Annotated in this window: 20 protein-coding genes; 15 read left to right on the top strand and 5 right to left on the bottom strand. The window is 59.8% G+C overall.

The window, feature by feature from the left end; genetic code table 11:
* Window positions 1-10 precede the first annotated feature (10 nt).
* Window positions 11-1714 (top strand): GDSL-type esterase/lipase family protein, encoded by a 1704-nt coding sequence (locus B9Z33_RS01965; protein WP_158270157.1) that lies wholly within the window; start codon window positions 11-13, stop codon window positions 1712-1714.
* A gap of 41 nt (window positions 1715-1755) precedes the next feature.
* On the opposite strand, the gene B9Z33_RS01960 is transcribed toward B9Z33_RS01965, so the two are convergent.
* Window positions 1756-2256, bottom strand: coding sequence for a glucosaminidase domain-containing protein (locus B9Z33_RS01960; RefSeq protein ID WP_108285341.1), 501 nt, complete (start codon window positions 2254-2256; stop codon window positions 1756-1758).
* An 86-nt stretch (window positions 2257-2342) separates the two neighbouring features.
* Entirely contained in the window at window positions 2343-2837 is a 495-nt protein-coding gene (locus B9Z33_RS01955) for an NUDIX hydrolase (RefSeq protein WP_108285340.1), read from the bottom strand.
* A 142-nt stretch (window positions 2838-2979) separates the two neighbouring features.
* Here B9Z33_RS01955 and B9Z33_RS01950 point away from each other — a divergent pair, with 142 nt between their 5' ends.
* From B9Z33_RS01950 to B9Z33_RS01935, 4 genes are all read left to right on the top strand, one after another.
* Complete coding sequence (locus B9Z33_RS01950; RefSeq protein ID WP_108285339.1) at window positions 2980-4554, top strand: Re/Si-specific NAD(P)(+) transhydrogenase subunit alpha; 1575 nt, start codon at window positions 2980-2982, stop codon at window positions 4552-4554.
* A 98-nt stretch (window positions 4555-4652) separates the two neighbouring features.
* The gene (gene pntB / locus B9Z33_RS01945; protein WP_108285338.1) at window positions 4653-6071 is read left to right on the top strand and encodes a Re/Si-specific NAD(P)(+) transhydrogenase subunit beta; all 1419 of its coding nucleotides are present in this window, start codon (window positions 4653-4655) and stop codon (window positions 6069-6071) included.
* Window positions 6072-6147: 76 nt separating this feature from the next.
* Window positions 6148-7830: a long-chain-fatty-acid--CoA ligase gene (locus B9Z33_RS01940; RefSeq protein WP_108285337.1), complete on the top strand. Its 1683-nt coding sequence runs from the start codon at window positions 6148-6150 to the stop codon at window positions 7828-7830.
* A gap of 93 nt (window positions 7831-7923) precedes the next feature.
* A complete protein-coding gene (locus B9Z33_RS01935) occupies window positions 7924-8685 on the top strand; it encodes a 5'-methylthioadenosine/adenosylhomocysteine nucleosidase (RefSeq protein ID WP_108285336.1) in 762 nt (253 codons plus the stop codon).
* A gap of 7 nt (window positions 8686-8692) precedes the next feature.
* Here the strand turns inward: B9Z33_RS01935 and corA are convergent, their stop codons facing one another.
* Together corA and B9Z33_RS01925 are read right to left on the bottom strand one after the other, a co-directional pair.
* Window positions 8693-9679, bottom strand: coding sequence for a magnesium/cobalt transporter CorA (corA, locus tag B9Z33_RS01930; protein WP_108285335.1), 987 nt, complete (start codon window positions 9677-9679; stop codon window positions 8693-8695).
* A gap of 157 nt (window positions 9680-9836) precedes the next feature.
* On the bottom strand, window positions 9837-11054 hold the full coding sequence (locus B9Z33_RS01925; RefSeq protein ID WP_108285334.1) for a patatin-like phospholipase family protein: 1218 nt from the start codon (window positions 11052-11054) through the stop codon (window positions 9837-9839).
* Window positions 11055-11109: 55 nt separating this feature from the next.
* Here B9Z33_RS01925 and B9Z33_RS01920 point away from each other — a divergent pair, with 55 nt between their 5' ends.
* The 4 genes from B9Z33_RS01920 to hprK all read left to right on the top strand — a co-directional run bounded on the left by B9Z33_RS01920 (window position 11110) and on the right by hprK (window position 14504).
* Window positions 11110-12330 (top strand): MFS transporter, encoded by a 1221-nt coding sequence (locus B9Z33_RS01920; RefSeq protein ID WP_108285333.1) that lies wholly within the window; start codon window positions 11110-11112, stop codon window positions 12328-12330.
* 245 nt (window positions 12331-12575) lie between these two features.
* Window positions 12576-12905: a ribosome hibernation-promoting factor, HPF/YfiA family gene (gene hpf / locus B9Z33_RS01915; RefSeq protein ID WP_108285332.1), complete on the top strand. Its 330-nt coding sequence runs from the start codon at window positions 12576-12578 to the stop codon at window positions 12903-12905.
* 164 nt (window positions 12906-13069) lie between these two features.
* The gene (locus B9Z33_RS01910) at window positions 13070-13537 is read left to right on the top strand and encodes a PTS sugar transporter subunit IIA (RefSeq protein WP_108285331.1); all 468 of its coding nucleotides are present in this window, start codon (window positions 13070-13072) and stop codon (window positions 13535-13537) included.
* A gap of 25 nt (window positions 13538-13562) precedes the next feature.
* Complete coding sequence (hprK, locus tag B9Z33_RS01905) at window positions 13563-14504, top strand: HPr(Ser) kinase/phosphatase (protein WP_108286085.1); 942 nt, start codon at window positions 13563-13565, stop codon at window positions 14502-14504.
* Between the two features lie 15 nt (window positions 14505-14519).
* On the opposite strand, the gene fur is transcribed toward hprK, so the two are convergent.
* Window positions 14520-14948 (bottom strand): ferric iron uptake transcriptional regulator, encoded by a 429-nt coding sequence (gene fur / locus B9Z33_RS01900; RefSeq protein ID WP_108285330.1) that lies wholly within the window; start codon window positions 14946-14948, stop codon window positions 14520-14522.
* A gap of 84 nt (window positions 14949-15032) precedes the next feature.
* Here fur and B9Z33_RS01895 point away from each other — a divergent pair, with 84 nt between their 5' ends.
* The 6 genes from B9Z33_RS01895 to lptE all read left to right on the top strand — a co-directional run bounded on the left by B9Z33_RS01895 (window position 15033) and on the right by lptE (window position 21294).
* On the top strand, window positions 15033-15572 hold the full coding sequence (locus B9Z33_RS01895) for an outer membrane protein assembly factor BamE (RefSeq protein WP_108285329.1): 540 nt from the start codon (window positions 15033-15035) through the stop codon (window positions 15570-15572).
* A gap of 58 nt (window positions 15573-15630) precedes the next feature.
* Window positions 15631-16446, top strand: coding sequence for a 4-hydroxy-tetrahydrodipicolinate reductase (gene dapB / locus B9Z33_RS01890; RefSeq protein WP_108285328.1), 816 nt, complete (start codon window positions 15631-15633; stop codon window positions 16444-16446).
* A gap of 22 nt (window positions 16447-16468) precedes the next feature.
* Complete coding sequence (locus B9Z33_RS01885) at window positions 16469-17113, top strand: MotA/TolQ/ExbB proton channel family protein (protein ID WP_108285327.1); 645 nt, start codon at window positions 16469-16471, stop codon at window positions 17111-17113.
* 3 nt (window positions 17114-17116) lie between these two features.
* Window positions 17117-17551, top strand: a complete 435-nt coding sequence (locus B9Z33_RS01880) for a biopolymer transporter ExbD (protein WP_108285326.1) — start codon at window positions 17117-17119, stop codon at window positions 17549-17551.
* A gap of 310 nt (window positions 17552-17861) precedes the next feature.
* Window positions 17862-20696: a leucine--tRNA ligase gene (locus B9Z33_RS01875; protein ID WP_108285325.1), complete on the top strand. Its 2835-nt coding sequence runs from the start codon at window positions 17862-17864 to the stop codon at window positions 20694-20696.
* A 13-nt stretch (window positions 20697-20709) separates the two neighbouring features.
* The gene (gene lptE / locus B9Z33_RS01870; RefSeq protein WP_108285324.1) at window positions 20710-21294 is read left to right on the top strand and encodes an LPS assembly lipoprotein LptE; all 585 of its coding nucleotides are present in this window, start codon (window positions 20710-20712) and stop codon (window positions 21292-21294) included.
* Window positions 21295-21312: the final 18 nt, after the last annotated feature.

Raw genomic sequence — 21312 nt, 5'->3', positions numbered from 1 at the left:
GAATTCTTTCATGACGTTTTTGATTCGTGGTTTGTCCACGCGTGCTGTGGCCAGCGCGGCTGCTTGTGCTTTGTTGGTGGCCTGTGCAACCGATCAGGGCGAGCCTGTCAAGGCGGTGCCGACAATGCCTGCTTTGCCTGCGGTGAGCATCACGCCAGTAGCAAAGCCCGCAGCCCCTCAGGTAGCCAAAAATGCGCCAGTCCCGCAACTCCAGCGACGCCCGTCACTTGCGGCTGCGGCAGAGGGCGCATCCAAGCCTGCATTTGGATGGAAAACTCTGCCAGACCTCATCGGCGCCGAGAAAGCTCAGCTTTTCTATACATTCGTCACGCCTGAAGTCAACACATTGGAGGCGGCCAATGTTCAGCTTTTACAGCGTTTGAGAGACAAGTGGGAGGGGGCTGCACAAGGGCGCTTCACGGTGCTGCATTTTGGTGATTCCCATGTTCAGGGCGGGTATGGGGCTCAGATTTCCAGACACAAATTGCAATCGCTGATGGGCAGTGCCGGGCGCGGCATGGTGTTCCCCTACGCCATCGCCAAAACTTATTCGCAAAACGATTACAAATCCAGTTTCGAAGGTGAGTGGGTCACGGCCAACAGCATTCAGGTCTACCCCAAATTGCCCTTGGGGGTGTCTGGTTTCGTCGCGCGAACGGCCAGTACCCAGTCTGCCTTCACATTGCAGTTCAATCAGCAGTTCGAACCCGGTGCCAAAGTGCTGAAATTCATGTACCGCAGCACCTCTGCAGCGTACCGATTGCGGATGCAATCGGGCGATCTTTTGTGGGAAAGTGAACTCCAAGGCGATGACGGGTCACAGGGGAGTTCCCGCATGGTTGAGATCGCAGTGCCTCAACTGTTTGACGTTATCCGTTTTGATGTGGTGAATGCAGATCCCAAGCCCGAAGATACTTTCGAGTTGCATGGCTTGAGCATTGAAAACAAGACACCCGGCGTGATTTATCACAACCTCGGTGTGGGCGGGGCGGCATATGGGGCATTGCGCTCTCAGGCCTACTTTGAAGCGCAGTCGAGTTTGTTGGCACCCGATCTTGTGATCCTGGATTGGGGCACCAACGATCTCATCTATAAAAACACTGTGCCTGAGCAGTTGAAGGCCACCATTGTGGAAACCATCCGGAAAGTGCGTGCCGAGCACCCGGATGCCCTGATTGTGTTGACCAGCGTCCAAGACACCTATTTTCGTAAACAGCCCATTACGGCTGCTTGGGATTTTGCGCAATTGATCCGTCGTATCGCCCAGGAAAACGATTGCCTTTTGTACGACTGGTACCGTGTGGCAGGTGGCGCTGATGCCATGCGCACTTGGTATGCTTATGGCTTGGCCCAACCTGACCACGTGCATTTGAGTGGTACGGGTTACGCGATCAAGGGCGATTTGTTGGCGCAAGCGATGCTCAATGCCATGAGCTGGCGCAAAAATAATCCGGACAAAACCAGTTTGTGGACGGACGCTCAACAAGCCGAAGTGCCCAGATCGGTTTCGGCTTGGCTCAAGGCTTTGCAGCCGTTTCAGCTGCGTCCTGATCTGATCCGTGTCAGTGCTCCCGTGAAGGCCAAAGGTAAAGCCTCGGCAGCCAATGCCAAGACGGTCTCACGTCACGGGGCCAAGGCCAATCAGGCCAAACCGAAAGCAGCGGTCAAATCGACAACCAAATCCAAATCGAGCAAGTCCAAAAAAACCCCTTGAAGTGACTGTCGGGAACGGGAATGGATGGGCACGGCAGCCCATCATTCACCTGTCGTCGACGTTGCAGGGGAATCGTTTGTCCGGGGTGAATCAGGGGCGATTGATGCCTGATCAGGGCACGACTTGGTCCATTGGATCTTCCGCAAATGTTCCATGTAGCCTGCGCTGGCGTAACGGATGCTTTTCAGGAATCCGCCATAGTCTTTGTGCTCGTTGGCGTTGTAGTGCTTGTCTTGCCAAGACTTGTAGTACACGATGCTGTCTTGCCATTGATTGAAAATCAGATAGCTGGAATTTCTGAAACCAAACAGGTTCTGTCTCTTCATCAAAAAAGGTGCACGCATCCAACCTGTTTCCAGAATGGCTTGCCGCATCACCATGTCAGGTTGCTGGATGTTCAACCTGCAAATTTCAACGAAAACAGCCTCAACCAGATCTTGGTTGATCTTGCCCAAGGGTTGAGCTTGCGTGCAGGTCGTGGTGATGGAGAAGATCACTCCAAGCCCAGTCAAAATGTGACGACTCCAATTGCTCATGCGCATGCACCCATCAATGGCGTGTCGTGCGGACGGTCAAAGCCGCTGTCGCGCATGGGGAGATTTGAAGGTATCAGCATGCCCGGCCAGTCTCAGATCTGGGGGGTATTGGGGAGGGAAACGGCGGGATCGGTGTAAATCAAATTGAGCGGATAACGCTGTCCTGCCAGATGGTCTTCAATGCAACGCAAGACCAAAGGACTGCGATGGCGGTCCGCACTGGCGCGCACTTCCTCGGGGGTCATCCAAAGCGTTCGGACAATCCCCTCATCCAGGCTCAGGTGTGGCTGCAGATCGCCGATGTCGCCGCAAAAAGCCATCCGCACATAAGTGATGTCCTCGCCCGTTGCAGCGCGCTGAAAGCGTGACAAATAGATGCCAACCAAGGCCGTTGGCTTGAATGGGTGGGCCGTTTCTTCAAGGGCTTCACGGGCGCAGCCATCGGCGGGTGATTCGCCCTCGTCCAGGTGCCCGGCCGGGTTGTTCAGGCGCAGGCCCTCCTGGGTGTGTTCTTCGATCAACATGTAGCGGCCATTTTTCTCAATGATGGCGGCCACCGTGACATTGGGTTTCCAGCGTGTGTCCATGTTCAGATTATCGACGGGGTGCCGAGTGACGATGCCCGGGATTGACCTCAGACGTCTGTTGTAAGTTTCAGTATATATTTCAGTGCTGATTTGCCCTGTCAGGCGTAAATTCTGAGATTTCATCATCATCTGGAGACAAACCATGCGCATAGGCGTGCCGCGAGAGATATTCCTCGGTGAAAAACGGGTGGCCACTGTGCCCGATGTGGTGACCAAACTGGTCAAACTCGGCTTTGCCGTGTCGGTGGAGCGTGGTGCTGGCGAACTCGCCGACCTGTCGGATGACGCCTATGTCGAAGCCGGGGCGACCATTGCGCCCAGCGCTGCCGAGCTGTGGCGCGGCAGCGACATCGTTTTCAAGGTGCGCGCCCCCACGCCCGACGAAGTGGCACTGATGCACGAAGGCCAGACGCTGCTTGGCTTTTTGTGGCCCGCCCAAAACCCCGAATTGATGCAACAGCTGGCGGCCAAAAAGGTCACCGCGCTGTCGATTGACGCCTTGCCACGCACACTCAGCCGCGCTCAGAAGATGGACGCCCTGACTTCGATGGCGGGCGTCAGCGGTTACCGCGCAGTGATCGAGGCGGCCAACGCCTTTGGCCGTTTCTTCAACGGCCAGATCACGGCCGCAGGCAAAGTGCCCCCAGCCAAAGTGTTCATTGCTGGAGCCGGTGTGGCCGGTTTGGCAGCCATTGGCGCGGCCGCCAGCCTGGGCGCCATCGTGCGTGCCAACGACACCCGCGCCGAAGTGGCCGACCAGGTCGTGTCGCTGGGTGGCGAGTTCGTCAAGGTGGATTACGAAGAAGAAGGCTCGGGCGGCGGCGGTTACGCCAAGGTTATGAGCGAGGGCTTCCAGGCCGCGCAGCGCGCCATGTACGCGCAGCAGGCCCGTGAGGTGGACATCATCATCACCACCGCGCTGATCCCCGGCAAACCTGCGCCCAAGCTGATCACCGCCGAGATGGTGCAAAGCATGAAGCCCGGCAGCGTGATCGTGGACATGGCCGCCGAGCAAGGCGGCAACTGCGAACTGACCGAACCCGGCAAAGCGGTGGTCAAGCACGGCGTGACCATCGTCGGCTACACCGATTTGGCTTCGCGCATGGCACGCCAGTCGTCCACGCTGTACGGCACCAACCTGTTCCGCTTGACGGAAGAGCTGTGCAAGACCAAAGACGGCGTCATCAACGTCAACATGGAAGACGACGCCATCCGGGGCCTCACGGTCATCAAAGACGGTGAAATCACCTGGCCTGCGCCACCCTTGGTCGCTGCACCCAAGCCTGCACCCAAGCCAGCTGCGGCACCTGCAGCCAAAAAAGGCCACGGCCACGGCGAGCCTTCGGGCCCCATGCCCGCAGGCAAGCTGGTCATCGTGGCGGCCGTCACGGCGGTGCTGTTTGCGCTGGTCGGTGCCTACGCGCCAGCGGCGTTCTTGTCGCACTTCACGGTGTTTGTGTTGGCCTGCTTCGTGGGCTACATGGTGGTTTGGAACGTCAAACCCGCTTTGCACACGCCGCTCATGAGCGTGACCAACGCGATCAGCTCCATCATCGCCATCGGCGCGCTGGTGCAGATTTCGCCCATGGCCAACGCCGCAGCCCGCCCCAACATGCTGATCATCATCTTGGCATCGGTGGCGCTGGTCTTGACCGCCATCAACATGTTCGGCGGCTTTGCCGTGACCCAGCGCATGCTGGCGATGTTCCGCAAATAAAAACTTTAGGGACAGATCTTCAGCTCTGTCCCTAACTGATTGAGACTTTGGGGCAGATCTTCAGATCTGTCCCCAACCGATTAAGAAAAGAGACCTTCATGACCTCTAGCCTGTCCACGGTCGCCTACATTGGTGCGACCATCCTCTTTATCCTCAGTTTGGGCGGTTTGTCCAACCAGGAAACTGCACGTCGCGGCAACCTCTATGGCATGGTCGGCATGGCGCTGGCCGTGGCGGCCACGGTGTTAGGTCCGCAAGTCACGGCCGCTGGCATCCCCTGGATCGTTGGTGCCATGGTGCTGGGCGGGGCCATTGGCCTGTACGCCGCGCGTTCAGTGCAAATGACGCAAATGCCCGAATTGGTCGCCCTCATGCACAGCATGGTTGGCATGGCCGCAGTGCTGGTTGGTTATGCCACGTATGTGGACCCCGAAGCGTCCAAAAACCTCGACAGCGCCGCGCACACCATCCACGCGATGGAAATCTACATCGGCATCTTCATCGGTGCGGTGACTTTCTCGGGCTCGATTGCCGCTTTCGGCAAGCTGTCGGGCCGCATCGGCGGCAGTCCCTTGTTGCTGCCTGGACGCCACTGGCTCAATCTGGCCGGTTTGCTGGCGGTTGTCTACTTTGGCCGCATGTTCTTGCAGGCCGAGACCATCGAAGCCGGTTTGTTCCCCCTGTTCGTCATGAGCGCTATCGCCTTGCTGTTTGGCATCCACATGGTCATGGCCATTGGCGGTGCCGACATGCCGGTGGTGGTGTCCATGCTCAACAGCTACTCGGGCTGGGCGGCTGCAGCCACCGGCTTCATGCTCAGCAACGATTTGCTGATCGTGACGGGTGCGCTGGTCGGCTCCAGCGGTGCCATCTTGTCCTACATCATGTGCAATGCCATGAACCGCAGCTTCATCAGCGTGATCGCGGGGGGCTTTGGCACCACTGCTGCCGCGCCCAAGCCTGCCGGTGGTGCGGCCGAGCCGCAGGGTGAAGTCAGCCCCATCCTGGCCGCTGAGACCGCCGAGCTGCTGCGCGACGCCAAGAACGTGATCATCGTGCCCGGCTACGGCATGGCGGTGGCGCAAGCCCAGCACACGGTGTTCGAGATCACCCGAACCTTGCGCGAAAAAGGCGTGAACGTGCGTTTTGGCATCCACCCGGTGGCGGGCCGCATGCCGGGCCACATGAACGTGCTGCTGGCCGAAGCCAAGGTGCCCTACGACATCGTGTTCGAGATGGATGAACTCAACGACGACTTCCCCGACACCGATGTGGCCATCGTGATTGGTGCCAACGACATCGTGAACCCCGCCGCGCAAGATGACCCCACTAGCCCGATCGCCGGCATGCCGGTGCTGGAAGTCTGGAAGGCCCGCACCAGCATCGTCATGAAGCGCTCCATGGCCAGCGGCTATGCGGGCGTGGACAACCCCTTGTTCTACAAAGACAACAACCGCATGTTGTTTGGCGATGCCAAGAAAATGCTGGACGAAGTGCTGGTCGCTCTGAAAGTGTGAACCCGGGAAACCCAGTACTTTTGTGAGTCAGTTTGCCGTCAGTACTGCGGTAGACTGACCCGCAGGAGAACCAGATATGAACTTGAATCCCGTTTGGCTGAATAGTTACCCCGAGGGTGTTCCAGCTGACATCGATCCCACCCAATACAGCTCTCTGGTGGGCTTGCTTGAAGAGAGTTTTTCCAAATACGCCACCCGTTCTGCCTACAGTTTTTTGGGCAAGGACATCACTTATGCCCAGACCGACCGGGAAAGCTTGGCGATGGCGGCGTATCTGCAATCTTTGGGGCTGAGCAAAGGCGATCGCATCGCCATCATGATGCCCAACGTGCCGCAGTACCCGGTGGCCGTGGCTGCCATCTTGCGTGCAGGCTTTGTGGTCGTGAACGTCAACCCGCTGTACACCGCGCGCGAACTGGAGCACCAGCTCAAGGACTCCGGTGCCAAAGCGATTGTGATCATCGAAAACTTTGCCGCCACTCTTGAAAAGTGCATCGCGCAAACCCCCGTACAACACGTGGTGCTGGCGTCCATGGGCGATCGCTTGGGTTGGCTCAAGGGCAACTTGGTCAACTATGTGGTGCGCAACGTCAAGAAGATTGTGCCTGTCTTCAATCTGCAGCAGGCGGTCCGGTTCAACGATGCTTTGTCCAAAGGACGCCAGCAGGCTTTTCGCAAACCCGAACTCTCAGCCAACGACATCGCCGTACTCCAATACACCGGAGGCACCACCGGCGTGTCCAAAGGTGCGGTGCTGCTGCACCGCAACCTGATCGCCAATGTGCTGCAATCCGAGGCCTGGAACGAGCCGGTGATGAAACGCATCCCGGCGGGGGAGCAGCCCACGTCCGTGTGTGCCTTGCCGCTGTACCACATCTTCGCGTTCACAGTGAACATGATGTTGTCCATGCGCTCGGGCGGGAAAACCATCTTGATCCCCAACCCGCGTGACCTGCCTGCGGTGCTCAAGGAGTTGTCCAAGCACACGTTTCACAGCTTCCCGGCAGTAAACACGTTGTTCAACGGTTTGGCCAATCACCCGGATTTTGGCACCGTCAATTGGTCCAACTTGAAAGTGTCTTTGGGCGGCGGCACAGCCGTGACACCCAACGTGGCCAAGCTCTGGCTGGAGAAAACAGGCTGCCCGATCTGTGAAGGTTATGGCTTGTCCGAGACCAGCCCGTCGGCCAGTTGCAACCCGACCACCAGCACCGAGTTCACCGGCACGATTGGCGTGCCTTTGCCCGGCACCTTCATGAAGCTGCTCGACGACGAAGGCAGCGAAGTCACCACCCCCGGCACGCCTGGCGAGATCGCCATCAAAGGCCCGCAGGTGATGGCCGGTTACTGGCAGCGCCCAGATGAAACGGCCAAGGTCATGACCGCCGAAGGCTACTTCAAGTCGGGCGATGTGGGCATCGTGGATGCACGTGGTTATTTCAAAATCGTGGACCGCAAGAAAGACATGATCTTGGTCAGTGGTTTCAACGTCTACCCCAACGAGGTCGAAGAAGTGGCGTCGGCTTGCCCGGGTGTGCTGGAGTGCGCCGCCATTGGTGTGCCCGACGAAAAAACCGGCGAAACTGTCAAGCTGGTGGTGGTGCGCAAAGACCCTGCGCTGACCGAAGCGCAGATCCTGGCTTATTGCCGAGAGAACATGACGGGTTACAAGCAACCACGCGTCATCGAGTTTCGCGATGAGCTGCCCAAAACCCCTGTGGGCAAAATTTTGCGGCGCGAGTTGCGCAACAAAACCTGACCTCGTCGGGGGGCCCTTGCCGGGCCGCCTGGTCGATACACTCCAAAGCGGCCCTTGTGGCCGCTTTTTCAATCCACTTTCAAAGGAAGCCCCATGGCGGTGATCGGCATCATGAGTGCCATGCACGAAGAATTGGCCGCTGTGCTGGCGCAGATGCCGGACGAGCAACGCGTGTCGGTGGCCGGGCGAGACTTTTGGGTGGGGCACTGGCATGGGCACACGGTGGTGGCGGTGCTCTCGCGCATTGGCAAGGTGGCAGCGGCCACCACCGCCACTGTTTTGCTGGAGCGGTTTCAGGTGGACACGCTGGTGTTTACCGGTGTGGCCGGAGGCTTGGGGCTGAACGTGCGCGTTGGCGATGTGGTGGTCGCGACCGGCTTGGTGCAGCACGACATGGACGCATCGCCCCTGTTTCCCCGCCACGAGGTGCCGTTGTATGGACGCGCCCGTTTTGAAGCCGATGCGACTTTGGTGGCGCAACTGGCTTCAGCCACGCAACAGGTGTTGGGCGATGCCGAGCGGTATTTGGGTCTTGAAACGCTGGCCCAATTTCACTTGAGTCGTCCGCAAACGCACCAAGGCCTGGTGATCAGTGGCGACCGTTTTGTGGCGACATCGGCCGAAAGCCACGTGTTGCGCCAGGCTTTGCCCGACGCCTTGGCGGTCGAGATGGAGGGCGCTGCTGTGGCGCAGGTTTGCCACGATTACGGCGTGCCTTTTGCGGCGGTGCGCACCATTTCAGACAGGGCGGACGACGAGGCGCACACCGACTTCACCCGGTTCATCCGCGAGGTGGCCAGCCGTTACAGCTTGGCCATCCTCTCGCAGTGGCTGCTCAGCCGCCAGCCGGTCTGAGCGGGGTTTATTTGAGCCAGCCGCGCCGACGGAAGTACCACATGGGCACCACGGCGCTGGCGGCCATCAGCGCGATGGCCATGGGGTAGCCCCAGGTCTGGTTCAGCTCGGGCATGTACTGGAAGTTCATGCCGTAAATGCTGGCGATCAGCGTGGGCGGCAGCAGCGCCACGCTGGCCACTGAGAAGATCTTGATGATCTTGTTCTGGTTGATGTTGATGAAACCGACGGTGGCATCCATCAAGAAGTTGATCTTGTCGAACAAAAAGGCCGTGTGCGAGTCGAGTGAGTCGATGTCGCGCAGGATCTGGCGGGCTTCTTCAAACTGCTCGGCATTGAGCATCTTGGAGCGCATCATGAAGCTCACCGCGCGGCGGGTGTCCATCACGTTGCGGCGAATGCGTCCGTTCAAGTCTTCTTGCCTGGCAATCGCGCCCAGCACTTCACCGGCCATGGCGTCGGTCACATCGCCCGACAGCACTTTTTTGCCTGCGATTTCGAGCTTGTCGTAAATGCCTTCGAGCGTGTCGGCCGAGTATTCGGCGTCCGCGTCAAACAGCTTGAGCAGCACTTCCTTGGCGTCTTCGATCAGGCCCGGTGCGCGGCGAGCACGCATGCGCAGCAGGCGAAACACAGGCACGTCTTCGTCGTGGATGGAGAACAGCACGCCCTGGCTTTTCAGGTTGGCGTTGTGTTGGTTCAGGATGAAGGCGCAGCGCACGGTGCGCGGCTCGTCCTCGTCGGCGATCAAAAAGTCAGAACGGATGTGCAACTCGCCGTTGTCTTCTTCGTAAAAGCGGGCAGATTCCTCAATGTCCTCGTCCATCGCGTCTTCCGGGATGGACAGGCCAAAGTACTGTTTGATCCAGCGCTTTTCTTCCAGCGTGGGCGACTCCAGGTCGACCCAGATGGGCTGGAAACGGGAGAGTTCTTCGAGCGATTCAATCTCTTCCTGGAAGAGGCGACCGTTGACGAGTGTGAAGATGTTGAGCATGGCGAATCCGAAAAATGGCCAGGTGCCAAAGGTTCAAAGGGGCGGCGAAGTAGGGTGTGCTGCAGCTTTCGAACGATGGGCCAATGCTCAAGGCGTCCGAAAGCTACCGACTCGGGGTAGTTTCCACGGCAGTGTGTCTCCAGAATGAATCGGCGGATTATCGCACCGGATGACCCGGCTGGGGGCTCAAAAAACCCAGGAGTTCATCGGCTCTGGCCTGCACGTCCGCTTGACCGAGCGCCATCAAGGCCTGGATGAAGCCGGGTTCGAACAACAAATAACTGGCCAGGGCGGCACCGCTGCCTCGCAGAGCGCCCAAACCCTCCAGCACCCGGACGATCGGTTTGGGTAAGGACTGGACATGTTCTTGTGCCAGCGCATCGAGCGAAGCGCTGGGCTGCAGCGCCCAAACTTTCACCGACCTGAAGGGCAACTCGGCACGGACACTCTCGGGCAGCATGTTCAGTGATTGGTTGACGCGGCTGATTTGTGCCACATCGGCATCCAGGGTGTCGTGGAAAACGCTGGCCATAGCGTGTCCCGCAATGGTGCCCAAGGAAGGTCGCCCGCTGGACTGCATGGGGGTGCCGAGGCTGGCCCGCTGGGGCTGCCCCACGCCAATGGCCAATATCCGGTCTGCGCCCAGGTGCACGGCAGATGACAAAGGTGACAGCTGGCGCATGGAGCCATCCCCAAAAAACTCCATCCCGCCATCCACCCACAGCGGCGTGGACGGAAAAATGAAAGGGATGGCGCTGGAGGCCATCAGGTGTTCAATGGTGATGGGTTGTTGCTCTGCACGCCTGCCGGGGCGACTCCAGGGGATGGGCTGGCCATCACGGGTTTGGCAAAAGGTCCAGTGAGCACCACTGGAGTAACTGGAGGCCGTGACGGCCAGCGCCTGCAAGACACCGCTTTGCAAGGCCGTGTCGATGCGGTCCAGCGCAATCGCACTGTGCAAGGTGTTGACCAAGGCCAGACTGTCCATGACCGCGGCAGATTGGCGGACCGACTGCACCAGTCCCAGGGCGGTGGCCCAGCGGCTGAATTTGGCCATGGGGGTTTGGGGCAGGTGGTAGACCGCCTCGGAGCGCAGCTTGCCCCAAAATTGCGCCAGCTCATCCAGTCCGTTCAGGCCATCCATGGCCTTGCTGGCCAAAAAGGTGGCGTTCAATGCACCGGCCGACGTGCCCGCCAGCACCTGAAAAGGAAAGGTTGGGGCAGCCCCGGCACGCTGGTTTTGCAACAGTTGGCCAATGGCCTGCAATGCGCCAGCTTGGTAGGCGGTGCGTGCACCGCCCCCCATCAGCACCAGGCCAAGGACGGGGTGGTGGTTGCTTGCATGAAGCTGCGGCGTCAGGCTGTCGATGTGCATGGCTTGGGGTCTTGACGCAGGGTGTTAGATTCAGTCAATTCACTTGCATTGTTCCATGACACCTCATCTGATCCCACGGCGAGAGCGCTGGCTTCTCTTCACGCTGGCTGGCATCCAGTTCACCCACATCCTGGATTTCATGATCATGATGCCGCTGGGGCCACAGTTCACCGCCCTGTTTGGCATCAGCAATGCGCAGTTCGGCTTGCTGGTCTCGGCCTACACCTTGTCCGCTGGACTGTCCGGGCTGATGGCCGCCACCTACATCGACCGTTTCAGTCGCAAACGCTTGCTGCTCGTGATGTACACCCTGTTTGGGCTGGCCACACTGGCTTGCGGTTTGGCGCCCGACTATTTTTGGCTGATGGTGGCGCGTGTGGCCGCGGGCTTGTTTGGTGGCGTTTTGTCGGCTTTGTCCCAGACCATCGTGGCCGACGTGATCCCCTTTGAGCGCAGGGGGCGGGCCATGAGCGTGGTCATGACTTCGTTTTCCGTGTCCACGGTGGCGGGGGTGCCCTTGGGCCTGTTTTTGGCAGCACATTTGAGCTGGCATGCACCTTTCTTTGGCATCGCCTTGCTCGTAGGCTTGCTCGCTGTGGGGGCCTGGCAAACACTGCCGCGTCTGGACGCGCACCTGCATCACCCGGAGCGGACCAGTGTCTGGCGTGGCATCGGGCAGGTGCTGGCCGAGGTCAACCACCTCAAAGCCTTCGGTGTCTCGGGGCTGATGATGTTTGCCAGCTTCACGGTGATCCCTTACATCACCATTTACCTGCAGTCGAATGCAGGCATGAAGACCGGTGAGGTGCCCTGGATTTACCTGTTTGGTGGCGTGGCCACCTTGCTCAGTGCCCGGTATTTCGGTCATTTGACCGACCGGCTGGGCAAAGTCAAAGTGTTTCAGCGTCTGGCTTTGGCGGTGGCGATTCCCTTGATGGCCACGACCTTGTCGCAAGGTCTGCCGCTGTGGGGCTTACTCACCATCTCGACTTTGTTTTTTACCGTCATGAGCGGTCGCATGATTCCAGGCATGGCGATGATTTCATCGGCGGTGGAGCCCCGTTTGCGCGGGACGTTCATGACCCTCAACTCGTCGGTTCAATCCGCTTCCATGGGTTTGGCGGCTTTGGTGGCGGGCCTCATCATCGGGCGCGATGCCCAAGGACAACTCACGTTTTATTGGGTGGCGGGTTTGCTGGGGGTGGTTGCCAGTTTGCTCAGTGCCTGGCTGGCGGGGCATTTGCGTTTGCATGGTGCGCCAGCCTCGGCAGCTTGAGGGTGGCCAGGGCGGGCTTTTAGCCGGGTGAAGGGCGTGGTGTTTCGCGTTTCACTTCAAGTCGGACGATAGCACCGAAAAGCCTGTTTGGGGGCAATGGCCCGGGCCTCTGGGGGTTTACCTTGAGTGACCTTGCTTTTCAATAAGGGGCGGCGCATAGTGGGGCTGAACCATCCCCCAAGGTGGTTTCGGAGCCCTGCCTTCGGCGGGGCTTTTTCTACCCTGAATCTATGGAGGCGACGACTATGAATTTAACCATCAGCGGGCACCATCTGGAAGTGACCCCGGCCTTGCGCCAGTACGTCACAGGGAAGCTCGACCGCATCACCCGGCATTTCGATCAGGTGGTCGACGTCAAAGTGCTGCTGACCGTCGAGAAGCAGAAAGAAAAGGAAAAGCGCCAGCGCGCTGAATGCAACATCCACGTGAAAGGCAATGACCTGTTTGCAGAAAGCGCCCACGAAGATTTGTACGCTGCGGTTGATGACCTGGTCGACAAGCTCGACCGCCAGGTGGTCAAGCACAAAGACCGCATCACCGATCACCACCACAGTGCACCCAAGCGCATGATGTGATGAGGTTTCAACCGATCTGACTCAAGGCCGCCAAGAGCGGCCTTTTTGATGCATAAATGGGGTCGTGGGCTTGGCTTGGCGGCTGCGCATGCCCCCTGGGGCCTGAGGGCAGATACATCTTGCAACCTTTGTGCCCCGGACGGGTGCATAATCCGGCCTCGACCATGAATCGCCTCTCATCCATATTGCCTGTTGCCCAAGTTCTTGTAGGGGTGGAAGCCACCAGCAAGAAACGTGCATTCGAAGAAGCCGGACTTCTCTTTGAGAACCTGCATGGGCTTTCCCGTGCATTGGTCACTGACAGCCTGTTCGCCCGGGAACGTCTCGGCTCCACAGGTCTGGGGCACGGTGTGGCCATTCCGCATGGCCGCATCAAGGGCCTGAAGGCGCCCATGGCAGCCGTTTTCCAGTTGGCCCAGCCGATTGGTTTTGATGCGCCTGATGAGCAACCCGTCAACCTGCTGATTTTCTTGCTCGTTCCGGAAGCGGCCACCCAAAAACACCTGGAGATCCTCTCCGAGATCGCCGAGTTGTTGAGTGATTCTGCGCTGCGTGAGCGCATCAAGAGCAGCACGGTCCAAGATGACTTGCACCAACTGATTGCCCAATGGCAGTCGGCTCAAACCGTTTGAGTTGGCGAAGGCCTGGGCTTTTGCGATGAAACCCTCCGTCATCAGCGCCGATGTCCTGTTTGAGGACCACCGCGGCAAACTGAAGTGGCAATGGGTGGCAGGTTTGGGTGCTTCAGAGCGCCGGTTTGACGAAGTTGCCGTGCGCGAAGCCCGATCGGGCGCCGATCTGGTGGGCTACCTGAACTACATCCACCCTTACCGGGTTCAAATTCTGGGTCCGCGTGAAGTGACCTATCTGAGCAACGCCACGCCTGAAGACTGCGCTCGCAGAATCGCGCGGATCGTCACGTTGGAGCCGCCCGTTCTGGTGCTGGCCGATGGCCAGGTTGCGCCGGACGCACTGCTGTCGATGTGCGAGCGGGCTCAAATTCCGATGTTTTCCACAGACCAGTCGTCGGCGTTCGTCATCGACGTGCTGCGCGCCTATTTGTCCAAACACTTTGCCGACCGCAGCACCATGCACGGCGTGTTCATGGACATTCTGGGCATGGGGGTGTTGATCACGGGTGAGTCGGGGCTGGGCAAGAGCGAGCTGGGCCTGGAGTTGATTTCGCGCGGCAACGGCCTGGTGGCCGACGATGCGGTCGATTTGTACCGCATCAACCAGACCACCATCGAGGCGCGTTGCCCTGATTTGCTGCAAAACCTGCTCGAAGTGCGTGGCATCGGCTTGCTCGACATCCGCGCCATTTTTGGCGAGACGGCGGTGCGCCGCAAGATGCGCCTGAAGCTCATCGTTCACCTGGTGCGTCGCGAGACCCTGGAGCGCGATTACGAGCGACTGCCCTCAGAGCCTCTGGTGCAAGACGTGTTGGGCATCCCGGTGCGCAAGGTGGTGATTCAGGTGGTGGCAGGTCGCAACATCGCCGTGCTGGTCGAGGCCGCTGTGCGCAACACCATTTTGCAAATGCGCGGCATTGACACCTACCAGGACTTCATCGATCGCCAGCGGCGGGCGATGGAATAAGTACCCCGCTTCAGCTCAACGCTGACGGTGAGGGCATGGGTTTTGCGTGCAATGGGCATACAGACTCAAGGCGTGGTCTGCAATCACAAAACCTTTGGCCGTGGCAACCGCTTGTTGCCTTGACTCGATTTCCGGGTCATAGAACTCTTCCACCCGGCCGCAATCAAGGCAAACCATATGGTCATGGTGTTGCCCTTCGTTGAGCTCGTAAACCGCTTTGCCACTCTCAAAGTGGTTGCGGCTCAAGATGCCAGCTTGTTCAAACTGCGTCAGCACCCGGTACACCGTGGCCAGGCCGATGTCGATGTTTTCTCGCAGCAGGTGGCGAAAAACATCTTCCGCCGTCATGTGGCGTTGCGCGCCGCTCTGAAAAACGTCCAGAATTTTCAGCCGGGGCAGTGTGGCTTTCAGACCATTGTTTTTCAGTTCGTCGATTTGGGTCATGTGAAGGGTATCTGGGTATGCAAAACCGGGTTGGACATGAAGCTGCCGCTACAATGATCCGATCATATCGGCACGCCCTCAACCATGACAGCTTTCCTGACTTTCCCCTTGACAGGCAACCGCCTGGCCATGCTCATTGTTTGCGCAAGTTTGGCGGGTTGCGGGAGCATGTCCAGCTTCACCAGCGACACCTTCAAGCCTTATGTGCCCGAGGTGGTGCAAGGCAACTTCGTGTCCAAAGAGCAGCGCCAGGCGATCAGCCCGGGCATGGCCCGTGCGCAAGTCAAAGACATTTTGGGCACCCCGCTGGTCACCAGCTTGTTTCATGCCGACCGCTGGGATTACGCCTTCAGCATTCGCCGCCAAGGCGTGCCCCCCCAGAGTTTCCAGCTCACCGTGTTTTTCAAGGGTGATGTGGTGGCTTCGGTCGAAGGCGGCGACCTGCCCAGCGAGTCCGAGTTTGTCGAGCGGCTGGTCCAGCAGCGTCAGGCCACCAGCGTGCCCAATTTGCAAGCCAGCGAAGAAGACCTGAAGAAGTTCCCGGTGCAAAAAGCCCCTGGTGACACCCCTGTTCCCGCGCCGCTGCCTGCCAGCTATCCCCCTTTGGAGCCAACACCCCGTTAACGGGTGTCCTGTCCGGGTCGTGTGCCCGATGGCGTGTGTATCTTTCATTTAAAAAGACATGACTCAATTGACCGACTTGCCCATCACCGTCGCCGGCGCCTCTGGCCGCATGGGACACATGCTCATCGAAGCCATTCTGTCTTCTGGCGATTGCCGCCTGGCCGGTGCGCTCGACATCGCGGCCAGTCCCGCGCAGGGGCACGATGCTGCAGCCCCTTTGGGCCAAAGCAGCGGCGTTTTGGTGACCTCTGACTTGCATGCAGGCCTCAAAAATGCCGGTTGCCTGATTGATTTCACCCGCCCCGAAGGCACCCTGGCCCACCTCAAGGTGTGCCGTGAGTTGGGTGTCAAAGCGGTGATCGGCACGACCGGTTTCACGGACGCACAAAAAGCCGAGATCGCCGAAATAGCCAAAGACATTGCCATCGTGATGGCCCCCAACATGAGCGTGGGCGTCAACGTCACGCTCAAGCTCTTGCAAATGGCGGCACAGGCCATGTCGACCGGCTACGACATCGAAATCATTGAGGCCCACCACCGCCACAAAGTGGACGCGCCTTCAGGCACCGCCCTCAAGATGGGCGAAGTGATTGCCGAGGCCATGGGCCGCGACCTGAAAGAGTGCGCGGTTTACGAGCGCTACGGCCACACCGGCGAGCGCGACCCGTCCAGCATCGGCTTTGCCACCATCCGTGGCGGCGACATCGTGGGCGACCACACCGTGTTGTTTGCCGGCATTGGTGAGCGCATCGAAGTGACCCACAAGTCCTCCAGCCGCTCCACTTACGCGCAAGGCAGCTTGCGGGCGGTTCGCTATCTGGCGACCCAGCAGCGCGGCCTGTTCGACATGTTTGACGTGTTGAGCCTGCGCTGAGTCACAGCACACCGCCGCTGCCATGAGCCTCAACGACTTTTTGCTGCACAGCGATCTGGTCAGTCGCCTGCTGGCGCTGGTGTTGTTGGTGTTGTCGATCGGCAGCTGGGTGGTGATGGTCTGGAAATGGCGTTTGCTGTCGCGGGTGGGGCTGGACACGCGCCGCAGCGTTGCGGCTTTCTGGCAAGCCCCTGCGTTTGACGATGCGCGTCAACGCGTGGCCCAATTTGACCGCGACACCTGCATTGCCCCTTTGCTTGACGCCACCTTGCTGTCCGTAGGCGGCACCTTGGCCTCTGCCGGAGACCGCCGCCAACAACTGACCCGTGTGCTGCGCGATGCCCTTCAGGGCGTTGTGCGGCGACTGCAATGGGGCCAGGTGTGGTTGGCAACAGCCGGCTCCATTTCGCCTTTTGTCGGGCTGTTGGGCACGGTTTGGGGCATTTTCAACGCCTTGACCGGCATGGCCGAAGCCGGGCAGCTGACCATCGACAAGGTCGCAGGCCCGGTCGGCGAAGCGCTGATCATGACCGCTGCAGGCTTGGCGGTGGCCATCCCGGCGGTGCTGGGTTACAACATTTTGGGTCGCAAGGTGAACCTGATCGAAGCCGAGCTCGAAGGCTTCGCCCACGATTTGTTGGGCCTGCTGGCCGACCCGCAGGATTGAGCCATGGCCTTTGGTCGCCTGGCATCCCGCCAACCCGATGCGCCCATGAGCGAAATCAACGTCACCCCCATGGTGGACGTGATGCTGGTTTTGCTGGTGATCTTCATCCTCACCGCCCCGCTGATGACCAGCGCCATCCGGCTGGACTTGCCCCGTGCCGAAGGGGGCGAGGCGGGTGCATCGCCGCAAGCGGTGTCTTTGGTGGTCGATGCGCAAGGCACCGTGTACTGGAACGACCGACCCATCGCCCCTGAAGCCCTGCGCTTGCGGCTGGCAGAAGCCGCCAAACGCAACCCCAACACCGAGCTGGAGTTGCGCGCCGACGAGTCCGTCCCCTATGGCCGCGTGGTCGAAACCATGGGCTTGGCCCAAAAAGCCGGGCTGTCGCGCATCGGTTTTGTGGCACAAACAGCCCCAGCTCCAACGCCCGGGCGCTGAGTTTTCCAGTCCACGGTCTGACCTTGTGGGAGGTCGCCCTTGCGGCCTCATGGGAACCCGTCCAGAGCAGACATTCGCGAGCAGGGGCTCGCTCCCACAAGAGGGTCAGCTTGCCGGGCTTCTGTGGGAGGTCGCCCCTGCGGCCGAATGGGAACCCGTCCAGAGCAGGCATTCGCGAGCGGGGGCTCGCTCCCACAAGAGGGTCGGCTTGCCTGGCTTCTGTGGGAGGCCGCCCCTGCGGCCGAATGTGTGCTGGGGCTGTGTCGCCATGTCCTGGGCCAGACCCCCGCCCCCTCTACAATCGCAGGCTATGCAAGACAAGTACAACCACCTCGAAGTCGAACCCGCAGCGCAGGCCCGCTGGACGGCCCGCGATGCCTACCGCGTCACCGAAGACGCCAGCAAAAAGAAGTTCTACGCCTGCTCCATGCTGCCTTACCCCAGCGGCAAGCTGCACATGGGCCATGTGCGCAACTACACCATCAACGACATGCTCACGCGCAGCCTGCGCATGAAGGGCTACAACGTCTTGATGCCCATGGGCTGGGACGCCTTTGGCCTGCCAGCCGAGAACGCCGCCCTGAAAAACGGCGTGCCCCCTGCCAAGTGGACCTACGAGAACATCGCCTACATGAAAAAGCAGATGCAGGCCATGGGTTTGGCGGTCGACTGGTCGCGCGAAGTCGCCACCTGCGATCCGACGTATTACAAGTGGAACCAGTGGTTGTTCTTGAAGATGCTCGAAAAAGGCATCGCCTACCGCAAGACCCAGGTCGTCAACTGGGACCCGGTGGACCAGACCGTGCTGGCCAACGAACAGGTCATTGACGGCAAAGGCTGGCGCACCGGTGCCCCCGTCGAAAAGCGCGAGATTCCGGGCTATTACCTGAACATCACCGCTTACGCGCAAGAGCTGCTCGACCATGTGCAGATCGGCAACGACAAGGCCACGCTCAACGGCTGGCCCGACAAAGTGCGCCTGATGCAGGAAAACTGGATTGGCAAGAGCGAAGGCGTGCGCTTTGCGTTCCCGCACGACATCAAAGGTGCCGACGGCGCTTTGATCGGCGACGGCAAGATGTACGTCTTTACCACCCGCGCCGACACTATCATGGGTGTGACCTTCTGCGCCGTGGCCGCTGAGCATCCTCTGGCGTTGCACGCTGCTGCGAGCAACCCCGCTTTGGCGGCGTTTTTGGAAGAGTGCAAGAGCGGCGGTACGACCGAGGCCGAAATGGCCACCCAAGAGAAAAAGGGCATGCGCACGGGCTTGTTCGTCACGCACCCGATCACAGGTGCGCAGGTCGAGGTCTGGGTGGGCAACTACGTGCTGATGAGTTACGGCGATGGTGCCGTCATGGGTGTGCCCGCGCACGACGAACGTGACTTTGAGTTTGCGAAAAAAATTAATACAACTCGTGGCCATATCGTCATTGAGATCAAACCAGTTGTCGCCAGAAACGACGAAGTGGTTGTCCATGAGTACAAAGACAACGTCAGTGGCCATGCTCACCGCGAGTTGCGGGATGCACATACTGGCGAGTTATTGGCTGAGGTCGGTGGACGCTTCTTTGACGCAAGCCAGTGGCATGAGCGCTATGGGCTGAAAGATGGCATCTGCGTGAACTCCGGCGAACTCGACGGCCTGAAACAGAAAGCCGCCGTCACAAAGGTGGCCGAGTTGCTGGTCGCCAAAGGCCTGGGCGAGAAGAAAACCACTTGGCGTTTGCGCGACTGGGGCGTGAGCCGCCAGCGCTATTGGGGCACGCCGATCCCGATCATCCATTGCGAAGTGCACGGCGCGGTGCCAGTCCCCGAAAAAGACCTGCCCGTGGTGCTGCCGCAAGACTGCATCCCCGACGGCTCGGGCAACCCGCTGCACAAGCACGAAGGTTTCCACGCGGGCGTGACCTGCCCGGTGTGCGGCAAACCCGCCCGCCGCGAGACCGACACCATGGACACCTTCGTGGATTCGTCCTGGTATTTCATGCGCTACTGCGACCCGACCAACGCCGATGCCATGGTGGCAGGCGGCACCGATTACTGGATGCGCGATCAGAACCAAGCCACTGGCGGCAGCGGCATGGACCAGTACATCGGTGGCATCGAGCACGCCATCTTGCACTTGCTGTATGCGCGTTTCTGGACCAAGGTCATGCGCGACCTGGGTTTGGTCAAGGTCGATGAGCCTTTCACCAAGCTGCTCACGCAAGGCATGGTGCTGAACCACATTTATTCACGCCGCACCGCCAAGGGTGGCAAAGATTATTTCTGGCCGCACGATGTCGAGCATGTGCTGGACGAGACCGGCAAAGTCATCGGTGCCAAGCTCAAGAACGAAGCCGACAGTGGCGACGGCCGCTTGCCCGTGGGCACCGCCATCGACTACGAAGGCGTGGGCACCATGTCCAAGTCCAAAAACAACGGCGTGGACCCACAGGACCTGATCGAAAAATACGGTGCCGATACCGCGCGCCTGTACACCATGTTCACCGCGCCGCCCGAAGTCACGCTGGAGTGGAACGACTCGGCCGTGGAAGGCAGCTACCGCTTCTTGCGCCGCGTGTGGAACTTCGCGTTCAAGCACCACGAACTTCTGCGCTCGGCCACAGGCCAAGACCTGAGCCAGGCCACCTTGGGCGATTCGGCCAAGGCCTTGCGCCGCGAAATGCACCTGGTGCTCAAGCAGGTGGGTTACGACTACGAGCGCATGCAGTACAACACCGTGGTGTCCGGCTGCATGAAGCTGCTGAACGCGCTGGAAGACTTCAAGCCCGATGGCAGCGCAGGTGACACCGCCGCCCTGTGCGAAGGCGTGTCGCTCCTGATGCGCATGCTCTACCCCGCTTGCCCGCACATCACCGATGCCATTTGGCAAGAACTCGGCTATGCCAAAGCGGTTGGCGAGTTGCTGGACGCGCCTTGGCCTGTTGTGGACGAGTCGGCGCTGGAGCGTGACCAGATCGAGCTGATGCTCCAGATCAACGGCAAGCTGCGCGGGTCTATCCTGGTGCCCGCATCGGCCGACAAAGCGCAGATCGAGCAAATGGCCTTGGCCAGCGAAGCCTTCATCAAGCAGGCCGCAGGCGCCGCGCCCAAGAAGGTCATCGTGGTGCCTGGCCGCTTGGTCAACGTGGTGGTTTGAAAGCGATCGCGCCATGAAACCTTCTCGCAGACTCTTTTTGACGGCCGTGAGCTTGGGCGCAGTCCCTGCATGGCTCACGGGCTGCGGGTTTCAACTGCGCCAAACCAACGACTTCGCGTTCAAAACCCTGTACGCCAATTTTTCGACCACGTCGCCTTTTGGCGTGGAGCTGCGGCGCAATCTGTTGGGCACGGGGCGCATTGACCTGCTGACCGAGCCCAAGCAGATGCTGAACGCCGATGCGATCCTCGACATCCTGAGCGAGACCCGCCAGCAGGTGCCGGTCGGGGTGAGCGCAACGGGGCAGATGCGTGAACTGCAACTGCGTTTGCAAGTGCAGTTTCGCTTGCGCACACCGCAAGGGGTGGAGCTGATCGAGCCCGTTTCATTGGCTTTGCAGCGGGACTTGAGTTTTACCGAAACGGCCGCGCTGTCCAAAGAAATCGAGATGGGCATTTTGTACCGCGACATGCAGACCGACATCGTGCAGCAGATCATGCGCCGTTTGTCGGCGGTCAAGCCACGCAGCTTGCCTGCGCCAGCACCGGCCCTAGCGCCAGAGGCTTCGGCAGCCTCCGAGTCGTCGGCCAAGCCCTGATGGCCCTTTTCTGAACGC

The organism is Limnohabitans sp. T6-20 (assembly GCF_003063505.1).
Classification (GTDB): Bacteria; Pseudomonadota; Gammaproteobacteria; order Burkholderiales; family Burkholderiaceae_C; genus Limnohabitans_A.
This window is presented reverse-complemented; position numbering and strand designations above follow the sequence as displayed.